The organism is Ureibacillus sinduriensis BLB-1 = JCM 15800, from assembly GCF_000772955.1.
GTDB lineage: Bacteria > Bacillota > Bacilli > Bacillales_A > Planococcaceae > Ureibacillus > Ureibacillus sinduriensis.
In genome coordinates, this window is sequence record NZ_JPVO01000030.1 from 1 (window position 1) to 16,928 (window position 16,928).

19 protein-coding genes and 2 pseudogenes are annotated in these 16,928 nt (G+C 36.8%); 15 read left to right on the forward strand and 6 right to left on the reverse strand.

What is annotated here, in order from left to right; all coding sequences use genetic code 11:
- Positions 1 to 632: 632 nt before the first annotated feature.
- On the reverse strand, positions 633 to 1,805 hold the full coding sequence (locus tag CD33_RS00910; RefSeq protein WP_036197259.1) for an anti-sigma factor family protein: 1,173 nt from the start codon (positions 1,803 to 1,805) through the stop codon (positions 633 to 635).
- Positions 1,792 to 2,337 carry an RNA polymerase sigma factor gene (locus CD33_RS00915; protein WP_036197262.1) on the reverse strand — a complete coding sequence of 182 codons (546 nt, stop codon included), beginning with the start codon at positions 2,335 to 2,337 and terminating at the stop codon, positions 1,792 to 1,794. Before CD33_RS00915 ends, CD33_RS00910 begins: the two co-directional genes overlap by 14 nt.
- A gap of 713 nt (positions 2,338 to 3,050) precedes the next feature.
- On the opposite strand from CD33_RS00915, the gene CD33_RS20885 reads away from it, so the two are divergent.
- Positions 3,051 to 3,290 carry an Ig-like domain-containing protein gene (locus CD33_RS20885; protein ID WP_373906672.1) on the forward strand — a complete coding sequence of 80 codons (240 nt, stop codon included), beginning with the start codon at positions 3,051 to 3,053 and terminating at the stop codon, positions 3,288 to 3,290.
- A 459-nt stretch (positions 3,291 to 3,749) separates the two neighbouring features.
- Positions 3,750 to 4,004, forward strand: a complete 255-nt coding sequence (locus CD33_RS00920) for a hypothetical protein (RefSeq protein ID WP_036197264.1) — start codon at positions 3,750 to 3,752, stop codon at positions 4,002 to 4,004.
- Positions 4,005 to 4,352: 348 nt separating this feature from the next.
- Here CD33_RS00920 and CD33_RS00925 read toward each other — a convergent pair whose 3' ends face one another.
- Positions 4,353 to 5,546, reverse strand: coding sequence for a winged helix-turn-helix domain-containing protein (locus CD33_RS00925; RefSeq protein ID WP_036197265.1), 1,194 nt, complete (start codon positions 5,544 to 5,546; stop codon positions 4,353 to 4,355).
- 227 nt (positions 5,547 to 5,773) lie between these two features.
- Positions 5,774 to 6,241 (reverse strand): DinB family protein, encoded by a 468-nt coding sequence (locus CD33_RS00930; RefSeq protein ID WP_036197267.1) that lies wholly within the window; start codon positions 6,239 to 6,241, stop codon positions 5,774 to 5,776.
- Between the two features lie 258 nt (positions 6,242 to 6,499).
- On the opposite strand from CD33_RS00930, the pseudogene CD33_RS19690 reads away from it, so the two are divergent.
- The 7 genes and pseudogenes from CD33_RS19690 to CD33_RS20895 all read left to right on the forward strand — a co-directional run.
- Positions 6,500 to 6,595: pseudogene (locus CD33_RS19690) on the forward strand (transposase); the annotation flags it as partial.
- Positions 6,585 to 6,980, forward strand: a complete 396-nt coding sequence (locus CD33_RS00935) for a hypothetical protein (RefSeq protein WP_036197269.1) — start codon at positions 6,585 to 6,587, stop codon at positions 6,978 to 6,980. The pseudogene CD33_RS19690 and the gene CD33_RS00935, both read left to right, overlap by 11 nt.
- Positions 6,981 to 7,007: 27 nt before the next feature.
- On the forward strand, positions 7,008 to 7,436 hold the full coding sequence (locus CD33_RS00940; RefSeq protein ID WP_036197272.1) for a hypothetical protein: 429 nt from the start codon (positions 7,008 to 7,010) through the stop codon (positions 7,434 to 7,436).
- Between the two features lie 220 nt (positions 7,437 to 7,656).
- A complete protein-coding gene (locus tag CD33_RS00945) occupies positions 7,657 to 8,004 on the forward strand; it encodes a winged helix-turn-helix transcriptional regulator (RefSeq protein WP_036197273.1) in 348 nt (115 codons plus the stop codon).
- Between the two features lie 99 nt (positions 8,005 to 8,103).
- On the forward strand, positions 8,104 to 8,607 hold the full coding sequence (locus tag CD33_RS00950; RefSeq protein WP_036197276.1) for a YbhB/YbcL family Raf kinase inhibitor-like protein: 504 nt from the start codon (positions 8,104 to 8,106) through the stop codon (positions 8,605 to 8,607).
- 800 nt (positions 8,608 to 9,407) lie between these two features.
- Positions 9,408 to 9,674: pseudogene (locus tag CD33_RS20890) on the forward strand (PAS domain-containing protein); the annotation flags it as partial.
- A 108-nt stretch (positions 9,675 to 9,782) separates the two neighbouring features.
- A complete protein-coding gene (locus CD33_RS20895; RefSeq protein ID WP_258516345.1) occupies positions 9,783 to 10,145 on the forward strand; it encodes a methyl-accepting chemotaxis protein in 363 nt (120 codons plus the stop codon).
- 170 nt (positions 10,146 to 10,315) lie between these two features.
- Here the strand turns inward: CD33_RS20895 and CD33_RS00960 are convergent, their stop codons facing one another.
- Entirely contained in the window at positions 10,316 to 10,663 is a 348-nt protein-coding gene (locus CD33_RS00960) for a hypothetical protein (RefSeq protein ID WP_036197279.1), read from the reverse strand.
- A gap of 230 nt (positions 10,664 to 10,893) precedes the next feature.
- Entirely contained in the window at positions 10,894 to 11,391 is a 498-nt protein-coding gene (locus CD33_RS00965; protein ID WP_036197280.1) for a DUF2798 domain-containing protein, read from the reverse strand.
- Positions 11,392 to 11,695: 304 nt separating this feature from the next.
- On the opposite strand from CD33_RS00965, the gene CD33_RS00970 reads away from it, so the two are divergent.
- The 6 genes from CD33_RS00970 to CD33_RS00995 all read left to right on the forward strand — a co-directional run bounded on the left by CD33_RS00970 (position 11,696) and on the right by CD33_RS00995 (position 16,920).
- Positions 11,696 to 11,887 carry a hypothetical protein gene (locus CD33_RS00970; protein WP_036197282.1) on the forward strand — a complete coding sequence of 64 codons (192 nt, stop codon included), beginning with the start codon at positions 11,696 to 11,698 and terminating at the stop codon, positions 11,885 to 11,887.
- 223 nt (positions 11,888 to 12,110) lie between these two features.
- Positions 12,111 to 13,124 carry a GTP 3',8-cyclase MoaA gene (gene moaA / locus CD33_RS00975; protein WP_036197283.1) on the forward strand — a complete coding sequence of 338 codons (1,014 nt, stop codon included), beginning with the start codon at positions 12,111 to 12,113 and terminating at the stop codon, positions 13,122 to 13,124.
- 29 nt (positions 13,125 to 13,153) lie between these two features.
- The gene (modA, locus tag CD33_RS00980) at positions 13,154 to 13,924 is read left to right on the forward strand and encodes a molybdate ABC transporter substrate-binding protein (RefSeq protein WP_036197284.1); all 771 of its coding nucleotides are present in this window, start codon (positions 13,154 to 13,156) and stop codon (positions 13,922 to 13,924) included.
- Positions 13,925 to 13,939: 15 nt separating this feature from the next.
- The gene (gene modB / locus CD33_RS00985) at positions 13,940 to 14,605 is read left to right on the forward strand and encodes a molybdate ABC transporter permease subunit (RefSeq protein ID WP_036197286.1); all 666 of its coding nucleotides are present in this window, start codon (positions 13,940 to 13,942) and stop codon (positions 14,603 to 14,605) included.
- A 6-nt stretch (positions 14,606 to 14,611) separates the two neighbouring features.
- Positions 14,612 to 15,631, forward strand: a complete 1,020-nt coding sequence (locus tag CD33_RS00990) for a MoeB/ThiF family adenylyltransferase (RefSeq protein WP_036197288.1) — start codon at positions 14,612 to 14,614, stop codon at positions 15,629 to 15,631.
- Between the two features lie 11 nt (positions 15,632 to 15,642).
- A complete protein-coding gene (locus CD33_RS00995) occupies positions 15,643 to 16,920 on the forward strand; it encodes a molybdopterin molybdotransferase MoeA (protein ID WP_036197291.1) in 1,278 nt (425 codons plus the stop codon).
- Positions 16,921 to 16,928 lie beyond the last annotated feature (8 nt).

Genomic DNA, 16,928 nt, shown 5'->3' on the forward strand with positions numbered 1-16,928 from the left:
TGATAAACCTGAGAGATATAGAGGGATAAGACGAGAATAGTATAACTACAACACCGAACTTAGCTTTATTTACATTTATTAAGCAACCTATTGGTATTGGCGATGACGTAAGTTTTGCTAGTGGAGCGGTAGAACCTAATTCAATAATTGAATTTTGGAACCATCCGACTGGCAGTCAACCATCCAATTGGTCAGCTAGTATACTTGCTGATACTCTAGGTGGGACTGGTGTTAATAGGATAAATAACTAATGAAGCCGGTGATAGTTTTTGGATTACCGCTACTGCTGTAACCTTGGAATAAAGTTTGATTGAAAATACCTCACAAACTTATATTTCACGTTAAAATTTGAAAAATCCCTTTTGAAGAAAGATTGATCAAAAGGGATTCTTAGTCAGCAGATTTATATTTGATTTTTATAAAAAAGTTTGATCATTTTCTACCTGTGTTGTACAACAATCGCGCCCGATTGTTGTATAACGATTAGCTTATATTTGCTGGTTTTGTTGAAGATCGTTTTAGAACAGGAGCACCTGTAATCAGAAGAAAAGCGCAAAATCGTGGTTTGGGAACTTTAACATAAAAAATCGAAACATAGCGGGATGTTTCAGTTTAAATAGTTATTCAGTAATTTAATTATTTAATGTTTCCTTTAAATCTAAAATAATTGACGGCTTAAAGTTTGCTTGGATAATACCTAGATAAGGTAGCATAGTCATTTCGTCTGGGATTGATTGCATTTCCGGAAGAATTACCGTAAGTATCGTTTGATTGTTTTCAACATTATAGAAAGTCAAGTTAGGTTGATTTGTTCCATTGAGCGTAATGTGCCACCCGGAAGGCATAATTTCAGGCTGCCCATCTACGCTAAATGAAAGATGCAGTCCGCCGTCTTGTAGCTGCGTATCATAAATCGTGTACGTATGCCCTAAATAGTCAAAGCTCGTATTTGCATTGTTTTTGAAAGTAAACGGCTCAGAAAATACTGGCAGCTGGGCTGAGTAGCCTATAATTTCAAAGTATGTTGGATCGGTCTCAATAGGCAATGAAAAGCGCGTAATCCGCTCACCAAAAACTTCTGTAGCTTGATGATGTTGACTACTAATTGCATGAACAGTTTTGATGCTTTCATTTGCACCCATGTATGAAGTTGCTACGACTTCGTTTTTATTATTGCGGACGGCGAACGAAATGCGTGCATGCAAGCTACCATGAAGCGGAAGCTCAATTTCATCTAATTGATAGGTGCTTACTAACTTTTGCAAGGTTGCCTCTGAATATTTTTGCATCGCTTCAGTGTAGTTAGCACGATAAGTAATTTCTTTCATGCCGTTTTTTTCAATAACGCTGTCAATTTTAATCTCAAGTATAGAATCTACATGCAACGGAATTCCATTTGTGTTTAACTCCTCTTTTGTGTCTACAACGTGATGCTCATTTGTTTCTATATCCTTAGGTGCGTTAGATGGTAAACCATTGGCATGCTGGCTTGTATTATTCATTGTCGCAATTAAAGTGAAACTAATCATTAAAATAGCAGCAGTGATGAACATTATTTTATAACGGTGACGTCTTGCTTTGATTTGCTTATGGATCTTGATTTCTTGCATTACATTTTCAGTTAGACTTCGTTTTAATTGTGTCTCATTTAAAGTGGTAGCGAGTAGTCTTTGCTCCGTTTTTAAGTTTATAAGGTTTTGTTGGCATTTGTTGCAGTTACTTAGGTGTGTTTCAAGCTCAGTCTTTTCTTCGTTATTTAAAAAGCCTTCTACATAATCCTCCAATAAGGTATTATTGCATCTCATGGAAATACCCTCCTTTTTTTGTAGCTAACTGTCGTAGCTTACACTTACTACGATGTAGTTTGTTTCGCACTTCGTTTAATGGAATTTGAAGCACCTCACTAATTTCGTCATAGCTGAGTTCATTTATATAGCGTAGGAGCAAAATCAAATATTCGGTTTTATCCAGTTGATGTAGCAGTTGGTCTAATTGTTGGAGCTGCTCTTTTTGTAAAATTTTGTTTTCAGGAGATTGTATTTCAATAGATTCTATCTCCCCATGTAAGGGTTGCTTTGACTGCTTGCGTAAATAGTCATAGCATTGATTCACAACAATACGGTAGAGCCATGCATTAAAGGAACCAACAGCTTTGTATTTATGAAGGTTATAAAAAACTTTAATAAAAATTTCCTGCACTAAATCCTGTGCAGTATCGTGTTGGCAGACTAGACGAAATACAGTTGTATAAATTTTGTTTTCGTAGTAAGTCATTATGTATGTGTAGTCCGTCTCACTCCCAGACTGAACATTTTTAACGGCTAGCTCAATGTCCACTTTAATCACCTCCCTTACTACTATAACGAAGGAATTTCCATTTCCTCTCAAAGAAATTATTTTTTCATTAAAAATAACCCTTTGCTATAAGAGTTATCTTGATGAAAATCTGTAATAATTCTGCTGAAAAGTAGAGTGTATCGTCTCAAATCCTCGTCAGGTAACATTTCATAAAAGTCTTTTATTCCGCAATATGGCCTGATTGCTGAATAAGTAAAACTCTGCATTTCCATACACGTTTTTATCAAACTTTATTATTAATGATCGAACTTAATTATAAATTATCAATCTTTATTAAAAGAAAACAACTGCACCGGGAAAACCAATGAGTGCTGCTGTAGAGTACATTGTTGGTAATTAGGGTGTAACTAACTAAATTTAAGTGGGAAAAAAGGCGAAACAAGTTTGAATTTTACTTGTTACGTCTTTTCTCTTATGCAATTGTTCCATATTATTCAGTAACTTGTTAATTAACAAAATATCAAAAATTTAGTAGCTTTCCACAATCTGTGAATGGTTTATATTTTACAAAATTACATAAAATCCATTAAAATCTACAGTTGGGGAAATAAGGAAGATATTATTGACGGCACGCCATATGCGATGAAAGTCGCCTGTATGGTGTAGGCCCGAACCGAAAGCCAAATATATTGGTATAAGACGGGAATAGCAATCATGCACCAGAAATTAATCAACAGTTACAAGGTTCGCCGATACCTTTAGGACGTGGTACAACTAGTGAGTTTCAATATTCTTTTGTAGACCAGGATGGAGATACTTTAATCTATACAGTTAGCTCAGATAATCCTGGTGTACTAACAGCTTCAATGAATCCTAGTGGTGGTGCAATAACCCTTGCACTTCATAGTAAGGGGACAGCTGTTATAACTATAACTGCCGATGATGGAAAAGGCGGAACTAAGGATATGACGGCAACGTATAGAATAATTTAAAAAAGCTCATATTCTTGCTAATGTTAGAAGAGTAATACATTTAATAAAGAGAAAGGCTTCATCCTCAGCAGGATGGGGTCTTTTTCTACTTAGCAACAAGACCTAAGCAGCGCACTGTAATGAGTAGTTCTAATCTTACTAACTTGAAGGAGGATGAACAAGGTTTTGAAACTTTATTATGAAAACAGCGACTAATCTCCAAAGAGGGCTCATTTGAATATTGTAATTCGATTGTCATTGTTGTTAGGCGTTTTATTCGCATTAAACGAATGTAGTGTCGTTAATGAAAAAGATGAATTTAATAGAACGGAAAAAAATTTTCCTATAATATCAATGTCAAACAGTTAAGAAAAACCACCTTCAATAAAACTAACAATAGGTGATACCGAAATTAAAACTTACAGAGGAACTTATACCTGGTGTTATTATGATAAGACTATAGGGCAAGAGATATCAGTATTGGCAGATCATGCACCACCGAATGAAATAGTAAATATTGAACAAGCTGTGAGTGTTAATCTAAACACTCCTTTAAAATTGGTTTTTGAAAAAGAACCAACTACATATGAAATACGAGTCTGGAACAAATATAATGTAATAGCAACGTACAGCACTTTTGAAGAGATAAAAGAAAAGGGTAAGTATGTAGTTGAAATAGTAGGAACTTGGGGAAAAAGTACTGCTACTTATGTAGTTGTATTAGATATTCAATAAAAATTGAAAAACTATTAGAATCAATTTAGTAATATCTTTTACGTAGGTATCTTATAAGTCTGAGATACCTACTTTTTATTGAATAAAACTTTAATCGTAGTTAAAAAAAAGAGGGATTTTAAAAGGTTTATTCAGAATAGATCGTACCAATTATTCATCAATATCAAATTTTGTACCTCAAATATTGATTTCACTATATAATTTTTATTTTCAGTTCGCCTCTATTTAAATAAAGATTTTATATTCCATATAAAAGAAAGAGCATAACCACACACGTACTGTAGTAAGGCTCTTATTATTTTTTCATAAGTAAATAACTTTATTATCTCTATACAAATATAGGAAATATCAGTTCATAGACTCGGCCGAAATTGTCTTACACCCGTTGAATATCGCAAACTTTTGGAAACAACTGTTCAAAGCTGTTCGTAATTGTGTTGTTTGTCTCACTCCGTTCTCGTACCAGATGTTTTTAACAACGAGTGTTCCAGTTTTTCTCTCCGCGATAATCTCGGCTCGTCCAATGAAGCTCTCTCCATATAATAGAGGCAGCACATAATAACCAAATTTTCGTTTGATTGCAGGCGTATAAATCTCCCAGGTGTAATCAAAGTCAAACAATTCCTTGATAAGTTTTCTGTCCCATATGAAATTATCTAGCGGGGCAATAAGCTCGCAACGCAATTTCGGCTCCTGATTTTGCAAAACGGCTTCAATAAGCGGTAAATCCTCGGCGAGGCAGTACAGCATATCCTTCATTTGCTCCACGGCAACAGCAACAATGCGATCTTCGTGTAATAGCTGGCTGAAAACTTCTTTGCGCTGTGCTGCTTTTAGCCCCCAAATATTCAACCATGCATCTGACGCACGATTCCATAAGAGACCAACCGAATCGATTCGACGCAGTACCCGCCACTTATGATGCTCAAGCTCATCTTCCAGCGGCTCTGCTGCGTTCAGCAGATTTGGCTGTATGTACTTCTTGGCTAAATCGTAATATTTACGCGTTCCTTTTTTATGATGGATAATCAACTCACCAGTCGAATACATCTGTTCCAGCACTGATCGAGAGGAATTGTTTCCACTGCTCCAGTGAATGGCCGATTGCCAGGAGAAATCTCCATCCAATTTTAAATCATCCGAACTTAGTGCACCGTGATTTTGGATATGAGCCCGTACTTGCGCTGTCAACGCTTCCATTTCGGGATAGCGGTCGGCATGTTGTCGGGCGGCATTCCTGTATCGCTCAAAATATGGCCAGTCCTCCACAAGGATAATGGCCAGGTTCTTGTCGGGATAATCGACAAGGCATCTATCCTCATACAGCAAATCGGCGAGCATTCCCTTAGTAAATCCTTTTATTCGCGACTGTAACACCAATTCAGCGTTCTTTCCACAAAGATCGATGGGGTCGTATTGAATACAGCCAACCTGCCGAACAAAGTCCAATACGCCCTTCTTCCCGCTAAATTTATATTCGTCCAAAAGTCCGTGTTTCAACAACAGAAATTGCCGTGCCTGGCGGTTTGTTAATTGGATCATGTGCGCACCCACCTCTAGTTTAGTTTTCTAATTACATTGTAGTAGGGGATGGATGAGAAAAGAAAGGGAAAACGTGAAGGGAAATTTGTTCACGTCCTCGCTGGGATGTTTTTTGGACTTATTATTGGCTGGCTCATGTCCAGTGAAAACCGGACTGAAACCAACCAATCAGACGCATAATAAAAACTTTAAATTTAAGTAAAACTACCCAGGAGGGCATCTTTTCGTTATTGCATTTCTTTTGTTGGGCCCATCACAGGTGGTACTGGTAAGCCGGCTTGACGTAATAGCACCATCATTTGGCCGCGGTGATGTGTTTGGTGGTCAATTAAGAAACGTAATAATGCACCTTTTGTTGCAACACTTGCAATCCCTGTTTCTGTTAGCAAATCCACATCGGATAGCTTGGCAACCTCTCCCTTGACCGCCACTGCTGCTTTTTCGTAAGCTGATATAATTTCTCTTGCTGTCGCTGGTACTGGTTCATCTTGACCAATCATTGGCACAGTTAAACCTGCTAAATGACTAAAATATCCTGTTGTTTCTACTAAATGCCAGCCTAACCAACCAAGGGTACTATGCCCTTCCAAAATACTTTGTCCTAATTTGTCATCAGTTACGGCTTGTAATACTTGCAATGTTCCTTCCACAGCCACTGCCCATTCCTTTAAAAAATCATCCACTTGTCGATACATCCAAACTCCTCCTTTATCATTCACTTCTACTTTATTGTACAAAATACAAAGGAAAGAAACAAACATACGTTCTCGTTTGGAGATCAAAATATTTCTTCTAGTTGATGTTTATCAACTTGAGGTTTTATCGTTTGATTTGAAACTCTTGCTGTGCTGTGCAGGGGTCCCGGAAGCTTTTAGGTATGAATAATAAAAAAACTCCAGTCGTACAATAAAGCAGGTCTGGTCAACCGACTTCGTACGAAAGGAGTACCCGTAATGGATAATGAAAGTTTAGCGCATACAACATGGAATTGTATGTATCATATCGTCTTCGCACCAAAGTATAGAAGACAAATTATCTATGGAGAAATTTAAGTGGATACAGGAAAAAATACTTCTTCAACAAAAGAGCAAGCTATTAACATACTATATTATAACTTGTTATTTTTTGGAAATAAATAACGGGGTAGGGAAAGTTGCTAACGCTGTATTAGCGTACATAACTTCAAAAATTCCTGTAAGGTTAGCAAGTTCAAAGCTATTTAATTACTTTTTTAGTACATTTACTGGTTGGGCTACAGCTACTATTCAACCTACTTATACAGGTACTTGGGTTACACGCGCTTGGAGTGAATATGACCAGATGTATATTTCCAAATGTACGGTTGTTCATTATACTGATGCAAAGCGTTCAGGAGTTAAGGATGTAGCATATTATGAGATTAATAGAAGTACAAGGCCAAATTTAGCGTATTAAATGTGATTTCAAGAAAGGAAGAATATTATGATTAATTTTTTAAGTAAAATATTTTTTTGTTTAACGGTAGTTTGTTTTGGTTTATTAATTATTATTGAGTTCTTCCAGAATATAAATATCGATAAAAAAATCATGGTAATTAGCGTTTTGTTGTTTGGTATATTAAGTAGCATTTTCGAAAGAACTATAACTTCAAAAATCAAAACAGCTAAACAATCATTAATAATCAGTATTATTATTCCAACGGCACTAATTATCTATTTGGTACTATTAACTATTCTTGGTGGAAGCTCTCAAAGTGGAATAGGACTAAACAACCCAGTAGTATGGCTTATGTATATTGCGACTATCGTAGGTGGGTACGTAAAATATAAAAAAATATTAATATCGATAATGTCTAGTGAAAAGAGAGTAGGGGTTCCTACTCTCTTTTTATTTATTAAAATAATAGTATAAAGTACTAATTCATTTATCCTTTCTATCCAAAACTTTATTTAACCCGACGAGTATTCTTGCAAAAAGCACCATATAAGTATTGGGTATTTTACATATTTGACTAATTTAAAGTTGTGCTTTTTAATCATGATAGACAAACCTTATCTAATAAAAAATTTAAGGTATTCTGTTCACTAAACTATGCTTTGGCAAATTTCGAATTTATCATAAGGGGAACATAATGAAGATACGTGAAAAGTTTACATGTCCGCTGGAATTAACACATGACGTCATTAAAGGGAAATGGAAACCGATTATTTTGTGGAGATTAAGACTTGGTGAAATGTCTTTATCAAAATTAGAAAAAGACATACAAGGAATAACTCAAAAAATGTTATTGGAACAACTTAAAGAATTAATGGAATTTGGTTTTGTAAATAAAAAGGTATATAATGGCTATCCTTTACAGGTTGATTATTTTTTAACGGAACCACAAGGGAAGAGAATGATTGAAGCATTAAGTATTATGCAACAAATAGGAATAGACTTTTTGCTTGATAGACAATCACGCGCTCCAATTCAAGAATAAACATACCCACCAAAAAGTAAGTAATACACAAGAGAAAGGTTCCTCTATATAATCATTTTAAGGGATCCCGCGCACCAAAAAAAGACTAGGAGGATCAAAATGATTGTGACAAGTACTGGTATACATAATGGGAAATTTCATGATAAATATGGTAAAAAGGGGGAGCAATTTAATGAAAATGGTATCCCGTCTTATTCGATTCCATTAAAATTTGAACACGTACCAGAAGATGCTGTTTCTTTTGCGCTGGTTTTAGAGGATAAAGATGCTTACCCTGTTACCGGAGGATTCTCGTGGATACATTGGCTAGCTGCTAATATTACAAGGCAGGAGCTATATGAAAACGATAGTCTTCGATCAAATGATTTTGTCCAAGGAGTAAATAGCTGGACAAGTATTCAAGGGGGAAATCAAAGCAAAGTTTTATCGAGTTATTATGGTGGGATGGCACCACCTGATTCTCCTCACCTATATGAAGTACATGTATATGCATTAGACACAGAACTAGATTTACAAAATGGATTTTTCTTGAATGAACTATATAGAAAAATGGAGAAGCATATAGTAGATCAATATACTCTTAAAGCATACTACGATAACTAAACAAAACCATTTCTATTATTTAACAAAAGATTTGGACCGGGGACATTACTTATGACCTCTCTAATTTTCGGCTATTTAACAAAAGGCGCGGTTCAGAAATGAATCGCGTCTTTTGTATAGGTGCAGAAATGGTGAGTAAAGCAAACAGTTAGTTATGTGAAGGATTACATTTACACTAGCGTTGCAGTTTAACTAACAGTTGTTTAGGAGGGTAACATACTAAAGTTCTTTTATTAAAAGCTTTCATTAAACAAAAGTTTATAAGATTGTTATGGATTGGGTAATTAATCCTAGAGTTTTTTATGTTTTACAGTGTTCACTTATGATTAAGCATCTTACTCAAATTCATCTTGCTTTGTATACTTTTGTGGTATAGATATCTAGAGTATAAAAGAAATAAGGCATAGCTTAATTTCACAAACTAACCAAATTATCTCATTGCAGCAACATTTCCACCGGTTTTTACTATGTAAAACGCCATCAATCATATTAAAAGGTTCATCGAAACATTCCCGCAAGTATCTCGCCTATGATGTAACATGATTTGTAAAAAGATTTATTATCATTCTACCCCTACACTATGTTTAATTTGGGTAATTTTACTTATAATATTTAATTTCATCTGAATAAATATTACCAAATTATCTATTTACATTTTTATACAGGTTATATATTATTTTAAAAAAGGTTTTCTAACTTCTGGAGGTTATCAACAAGTGCACACAACAGTAAGCTATACAAAAAGTAACCAAGTGTTAAATCAAACAGACGTTTTGTCTGCAATGGAATCGAATTTGGCAATGATTGAATTTAATCTCAACAAAGAGGTAATTTGGGTGAACGAAAATTTTGCCAGTACTCTAGGATACAGGGTAGATGAGATGAAAAATTTAACCCATAAACATTTTTGTACCGAGGAATTCAGAACGAGTAAAGAGTATAACGAACTTTGGGATAATCTTTATAGAGGAATAAAATCACAGAGCAAAATTCAAAGGGTTGGTAAAAAAGGGAATTTGTTATGGTTGGAAGCCACGTATATTCCAATTGTTGGTGAAGAAGGGGTTGTAAATGCAGTTTTAAAAATTGCTACAGATATTACAGAGCGGGAAAACAAAGAGAAAAGAATTGTGACTGAACTAAATGATCTGTCGGTCGAATTAGGAGATGGCATCGTGGCCAACTCCAATGAGAACATGCAAACTCTCCAAAACTTGAAAGGGCAAGCCAAACATATTAGTGACATCTCCAAAAGCATTCGCTATATAGCCTCCCAAACCAATCTGTTGGCATTAAATGCAGCAATCGAGGCTGCAAGAGCCGGGGAACACGGACGTGGCTTTGCGGTAGTAGCTGATGAAGTGAGGAAATTGGCTAAAAATGTTGATGAATCCATCACAAATGTCAATACTTCTATTGAAGATATTACAAGGGAAATTTCAAATGTAAGTGTAATCACTGAAGATTTGCAAAAACTTGTGGAAGAAACCCAAACGAAAATTAGTGCAAGCATGGACGAATTTAAAGCACTAAAGTAAACTCATCAGTATGTAGGGAAGCGTCCTTAAAAAATTTAGCAGAAGAATTCTTTGTTTCTCTAGATTCTTTAATGAATAGAGAGTGGGTTTTTCCCCGCTCTCTTTTTTATGTAGAAATTAATTGTTTCATCACTATACATTGCCTCGAATTCCAGGAAACTGATCTTTTGTTAAGACAATTTCCAGGCAGGTATTAGTGAATGGAAGCTAAAGAAGTAACTCACAACAATATGAAAGACGGTATAAATAGCTAATGTTAATAAATAAGTCATGAACCAAGTTTTTACAGACTCTTTTAAAAATAAATAAAGTAAAAGCATTCCCACTGGGAAAGGTACTACGATAATCAACGACATCGGCGCATTAAGTGCCTCTGTGATTGCACCTAGTAAAACAACGGAAGTACCGATGATCAGTGCGTGAACAACGGATAAGCTCTTCCTAAGTATCAAGCTTCCGATATAGTATGAAAGCGCCGTTAATAAAATGGCCAAGAAAAAATCAAAAACATATCCCACGAATGTGCCCCTTCCTAAATGTTTTGGTCAATATCTAGTATTTTCTACCATTTATTTGAAATAGTATAGTAAATATTTTGTAAATATTCCAATCAATTGAGAAGCTTCAAAGAATATCTTGCCAATAGAGAGAAACAGGAAGGTGGGGATATTTAACTTTTTATTTTTCATACCTTTAAGCAAAAATGGAATTCAAGGGGTCTTTAAAAACTGCGTGACTTTTGAATATGTTAGTTGGCCATTTTCTGTCCGATATCATCTTTACTGTTTTTAATGAACTTCGTGAAAATAAAACGCACGATCGGTCCCATGATAATAATTTGCAATGGCAATGCAAAAACAAAGTTTTTCAAAAAAACCGAAAGAAATTCCTTGATAACCGAGTTTGAAGACAACCCATTGTGGATATAAATTGTGAGTAAACCATAGATGGACATAAAAAAAGCCATACCTGTTACCATGCATGTAGAAATTGCCAATACTTTATAGATCACCTTCGTCGTATTTGCAGTTAATTTCATAGCAATTTTTTTAGCAAAAGGTCCTACGAGATATAGATCAAGTAATAATGCAACCAAAAATGCTATAAAAAAGTTGGATACCCCATCGAGAAAAGTGGTTTGGCCAAGCAACCCATTGAGGTATAAATTATAAAATGTCATAAATAAAACCATTCCAAAACACATAATCAGACCAAAATATAGACTCTCTTTTTTTGTAGTTGGCATGATGTCAACACTCCTTTTTGTTCAATAGAAGTCATTATATAGAAATACATTCTTGCTTCGTAAGTAAAAAATTATGGATATTTTGTGACATGGCCAAAGTGATGAGTGCTAATCATTTCTTGAGCATTAATCCCATAGATTTGAAAAGCATCAATAAATTTCGTTTGCAAAAGAGCAGGGGCAAGATGAATAACGATTGCATAAACTGAGTAAATTACAATTAAATAATTTATTTTGTTTTGAATAGTGAAAAATTTTTCATTTCAAGGTAAAATAAATATATAACATTTTGAGGAGGATGCCGATGATAACCGGTCAGTTAGAGCGAGCGTTTCAATTAGCAGAGAAACATAAACTCGACGTAAGCACAATTTTGGAATTAAACAAAATTATTATGAGGGAGGTCAATTCATCTCCTAAAACAGAAGAAAAGATTTTACATCAAATTCTTCACATTCTTGAAAACAACAAACAGATTCTACGGGAGGCAACATAACAATTGGAAAAACAACTTGAATTGTATGATGATTTAGACACATTTGATTAAAGGCGCTGCTCAAAAAGTTATGGCATGACGAGCAGCGCCTTTTTAATTTGTCCAAAATTAGCTATAATAAGGCAAAAAAAGGTAGCCATATGCAATCTGTGAAGTTGGATCCCCTCCCTTAATCTCCCTATTAATCTTATAATAGAAATATAACGAAAGGAGTGATTAGTACATGGTCGTGAAAGACACTCTATGCAGGCCACTCCGTGACTTGCGCATATCCGTTATGGATCAATGCAATCTACGCTGTACATATTGCATGCCAAAAGAAATTTTTGGGGGGGACTATCCTTTTCTGCCTCCTGAAAAGTTGCTGAATTTTCAAGAAATCAAGCGTCTGGTAGGAATTTTCAGCTCAATAGGTGTGAAAAAAATTCGGATCACTGGCGGAGAACCTCTACTTAGAAAAGACTTGCCTCGACTAATCGCTGCAATCAACAAAATGGAAGGAATAGATGATGTTGCCCTGACTACAAATGGAATTTTGCTGGGACAATACGCCGAGCAGTTGAAAAGTGCAGGCTTGAAGCGGATAAATGTCAGCTTGGATAGTTTGGATCCGACGAATTATGGCAAAATGAATGGTCGGAATTTCCCTGTTGCAAGGGTGCTGAAATCCATTGAACGTGCATCAACAATAGGACTGCAAGTTAAAATTAACATGGTTGTTCAAAAAGGGGTAAATGACGGGGATATCATCCCATTGGCCAAATATTGTTTTGAAAAAGGTTATACTCTACGTTTTATTGAATTTATGGATGTTGGAAATACAAATGGATGGGACATGGCAAAAGTCGTCCCAAGCAAGGATATCCTCAACATGCTTCAACAAACAAATATATTGGAACCTGTAGATCCAGATTACATAGGAGAAGTGGCCAAACGCTACCGCTATCAAAATTCCGACATAGAAATAGGTTTTATCTCGTCCATTACCGAGAGCTTTTGTTCAAGCTGTAACCGTGCAAGAATCTCTGCTGATGGGAAGCTATTTACTTGCTTGTTCGCGACGGAAGGAACAGATTTGCTTCACTTGGTGAGAAGTGATAAGGTTTCTGAAAATCAGTTGGCTCATTTCATTACAGACCTTTGGAATAGAAGAAACGATCATTATTCAGAACAAAGATCGGAATTAAGCAATCGGCCTTCCGAAAATAAGATCGAGATGTCTTATATTGGAGGATAAACCTACTTTCTTTTTCAAGGAGTATTGATATGAAACAATTAAAAATAATGCTATTCGCGATATTTTTATTTTTAGCCATGGGCGGTTGCGCTCCCACCAATCCAGATAAGATGAATACCGTTGTTTTGACGGTTTCTGCAGCTTCAAGCCTGCAAAATGTGCTGGAAGAATTGGCTGTTGAGTTTCAAAAGAAGCATTCATACATAGACATTCAATACAACTTTGGAGCGTCAGGTGCATTGGTAAAACAAATAGAACAAGGGGCACCGGCCGACGTGATTATTTCCGCCTCGACAGAGCAATTTAATAAACTCAATATGGCAGGACTAATACAAGAAGGTACTACGCTTATCAGTAACGAGCTTGTTTTAATAACAGGGAATAATGGGAGTGTGTCACTTCAAAAAATCGAAGACCTGAAGTCGAATCGGGTAGAAAAAATTTCGATTGGTGCCCCTTCCATTGTCCCTGCGGGTTCCTATGCAAAACAGGCACTGGAACATCTGGATTTATGGACAGAACTTGAAAGCAAGTTTGTATATGCAAAGGATGTAAGGCAGGTCCTGACATACGTGGAATCAGGGAATGTACAGGCAGGATTCGTCTATCATACAGATGCAATTGGTTCTGATAAAGTAAAAATCATTTCTACTATTAACGAGGAGATCCTTGATTCGATTTCATATCCAATTGGTATAGTTAATCATGCAGGATCTCCCACAGAGGCAAAGAAATTTTATGAGTTTCTGCAAAGCGAAGAAATAAAGGATATTTGGGTTAAATACGGATTTACCTACTAGAATAGAGGAAGAAGAATGTGGAACGAGTTTTGGGAACCGATTCAACTATCAATTACAGTCACAATTGCGGCAAGTGCGATTGTTCTATTGGCCGGGACCACTTTGGGTTTTGTTTTTGCCAGAAAAACATTCAAATTTAAGTTATTACTCGAAACACTGTTTATGCTCCCATTAGTGCTTCCTCCCTCTGTCATTGGTTTTTTATTGGTCGTTATCTTTGGTAACCAAAGTCCAATCGGCATTGGGCTGAAATCAATCTTTGGGCAATCGATTATCTTCACATGGTATGCAGCTGTGATTTCAGCGAGCGTGGTTGCTTTTCCTTTAATGTTTCAGACTGCAAAGGCGGGTTTTCAGGGGATTCATAGGGGGATTGAAGAAGCGGCGATTGATTTAGGAGCAAATTCCAGGCAAGTATTTATTCGCGTTTCGTTACCCCTTGCCAAAAAATCAATCGTGGCTGGCGGTGTTTTAAGTAGCGCCAGAGCTTTGGGAGAGTTTGGGGCAACCTTGATGTTCGCAGGCAATATTCCCGGTATCACCCAAACCGTTCCGACAGCAATTTACATGGCAATTGATAGTGGGGACATGTTCCTCGCATGGGCATGGGTCATCACGATGATGCTTCTGGCATTTTTCTTACTATATTTTGTTCGTTCTAAAGAGAAAGGAAGGAACTAGCCACAAATGTCGAAAAATCGATACTTTAAGCAAGAAATGTGTTCCTTCATAGGTGGACAAGGACAACAGCATATTTCACAAAAACATGTTTTGATTGTTGGTATGGGTGCCCTCGGGAGTGCAAATGCCGAAATGCTCGTTCGATCTGGCATCGGTACATTATCGATTGTAGACCGGGATTATGTGGAGTGGAGCAACTTACATAGACAACAATTATATACCGAGGTAGATTGTAAGGAGTTCATTCCTAAAGCCATCGCGGCCAAAAAACGATTGTCCGCCATAAATAGCGAGGTGACAATCAATGAGTTCGTTATGGATGCGGATTCTGTAAATTTACAGCCTTTGATGGAAGACGTAGATGTCATCATTGATGCTACAGATAACTTTGATATTCGTTTCATCTTAAATGATTTATCGCAAAAATATCAAACTCCCTTCATTTTTGGTTCATGTGTTGCAAGCTACGGAATGACCTATACAATATTGCCGGGCAAAACACCTTGCCTGCATTGTCTACTGAAGAAAATCCCCATGACAGGGGCGACTTGTGATAGTGTCGGTGTCATCAATCCGATCGTGCAGCTGATTGCCGCCTATCAAGTGACGGAATGCATGAAATTGTTGGTGGGGGATGAAGATTCACTCCGAACAACTTTTTATTCGATTGATTTATGGAAGAACCAATATTATCCGTTCAAAGTTGACAAGGCGAAAAGGGAAGACTGTCCTTCATGTGGACTTCATCCTTCTTATCCTTATTTGCAATATGAATCGCGTACAAAAACCTCGATTTTGTGTGGACGAAATACGGTGCAATTAAGGCCGTCATCCAGCGCGGATTTTAGTCTTGATATGTTAGAAAGAAAGCTAAAGAAAAGTTGGGATGTAAAACGGAATCCTTTTTTATTGTCTTGTGAGATTGATTCGTATCGTTTTGTTTTCTTCCAGGATGGCCGAGTTTTTATCCATGGTGTCGATAACATTCAAAGTGCAAAAAAACTTTACTACAGTTTAATAGGTTAGGAGGTGAATGCATGCTGACAGATAGAAGGGCAATTTTGATTGGCGAAGCAATTGAAAAAATTATGAAAGAAGTCGGAACCGGTCGTGTTGAGAAAATACCACTTATCAAAGCAGGGGGGCGTTATTTAGCGGAGGATATCATTGCGAATCAAGATGTGCCTGCCTTTGATCGCTCCCTTTATGATGGATATGCCATAATGGCGGAAGATACAAGGTTTGCAACAAAAGAGAGTCCCATTGAACTTGAAGTGGTGGGCCATATTGGAGCTGGATCGGTTTTCCTCGGAGAAATCAAACAATATCAAGCCATCCGTATAATGACGGGAGCAGAGATGCCAAAAGGCTGCAATGCAATGATAATGCTGGAACAAGTAACCGAATTGGAAAAAGAGGACAAGCAATTCATTGTGATAGACAAACAAATCCAAATAAACGAAAAAGTTCTTAAAAAAGGGGCGGAAATTACGAAGGGAACACTCCTCGTCGAAAAAGGGGCACAGATTACACCGGGAATAGTGGGATTGCTCGCAACCTTTGGATATAGCGAGGTGATGGTGGGAGTTAAACCGACAGTTGGGGTGTTAGCTACAGGCAGCGAGCTATTGGAAATAGATGAACCGCTTGAACCTGGAAAAATCCGCAATAGCAATTCCTATATGCTAATGGCCCAAATCGAAAAGGTTGGGGCAAATGCGCTATATTTAGGGAAACTTGAGGACCGTCTCGATGAAAGTTATGCAGCAATGAAGAAGGCACTGACGCAAGTGGATATTGTTATTACGACAGGTGGTGTTTCTGTCGGTGATTTTGACTTTCTGCCAGACATTTACGAACGTTTGGGTGCAAAAGTATTATTTAACAAAATTGCAATGAGACCTGGCAGTGTGACGACTGTTGCTAAATTGGGGAAACAGTTCTTATTTGGCCTTTCGGGTAACCCCTCTGCAAGTTTTATAGGTTTTGAATTATTGGTGCGTCCGGTACTCAAAACTATTTTAGGGAATGAACAGCCCTACCTTGTCTTTCGACAAGCCATTCTGGCAGAAGATTTCATCGTTCCCAATGCTTTCACACAGCTGATTCGGACGAAGCAAAAAGTAGAGGGGACGAATGTCTATGTCTCTTCCAATGGTTTAAACATGTCAAGTTCGATTACTTCATTGGTAGGAACTGATGCACTGATCGTGTTGCCACCCTGTGACGACGGTTATAAGAAGGGTAGTATCGTCGATATTTTATTATTATCGGATGAGGGGCAAAAGATTAATTATTTTACAACCTGCAATTAGTGGAGGTG

Coding starts and splice junctions, on each gene's coding strand:
- CD33_RS00925 (WP_036197265.1), bottom strand. CDS start 5,546: ATGATCCAATTAACAAACCGCCAGGCACGGCAATTTCTGTTGTTGAAA.
- CD33_RS00940 (WP_036197272.1), top strand. CDS start 7,008: ATGATTAATTTTTTAAGTAAAATATTTTTTTGTTTAACGGTAGTTTGT.
- CD33_RS00950 (WP_036197276.1), top strand. CDS start 8,104: ATGATTGTGACAAGTACTGGTATACATAATGGGAAATTTCATGATAAA.
- CD33_RS00970 (WP_036197282.1), top strand. CDS start 11,696: ATGATAACCGGTCAGTTAGAGCGAGCGTTTCAATTAGCAGAGAAACAT.
- CD33_RS00990 (WP_036197288.1), top strand. CDS start 14,612: ATGTCGAAAAATCGATACTTTAAGCAAGAAATGTGTTCCTTCATAGGT.
- modB (WP_036197286.1), top strand. CDS start 13,940: ATGTGGAACGAGTTTTGGGAACCGATTCAACTATCAATTACAGTCACA.
- CD33_RS00945 (WP_036197273.1), top strand. CDS start 7,657: ATGAAGATACGTGAAAAGTTTACATGTCCGCTGGAATTAACACATGAC.
- CD33_RS00995 (WP_036197291.1), top strand. CDS start 15,643: ATGCTGACAGATAGAAGGGCAATTTTGATTGGCGAAGCAATTGAAAAA.
- CD33_RS00930 (WP_036197267.1), bottom strand. CDS start 6,241: ATGTATCGACAAGTGGATGATTTTTTAAAGGAATGGGCAGTGGCTGTG.
- modA (WP_036197284.1), top strand. CDS start 13,154: ATGAAACAATTAAAAATAATGCTATTCGCGATATTTTTATTTTTAGCC.
- CD33_RS00910 (WP_036197259.1), bottom strand. CDS start 1,805: ATGAGATGCAATAATACCTTATTGGAGGATTATGTAGAAGGCTTTTTA.
- CD33_RS00935 (WP_036197269.1), top strand. CDS start 6,585: ATGGAGAAATTTAAGTGGATACAGGAAAAAATACTTCTTCAACAAAAG.
- CD33_RS00965 (WP_036197280.1), bottom strand. CDS start 11,391: ATGCCAACTACAAAAAAAGAGAGTCTATATTTTGGTCTGATTATGTGT.
- moaA (WP_036197283.1), top strand. CDS start 12,111: ATGGTCGTGAAAGACACTCTATGCAGGCCACTCCGTGACTTGCGCATA.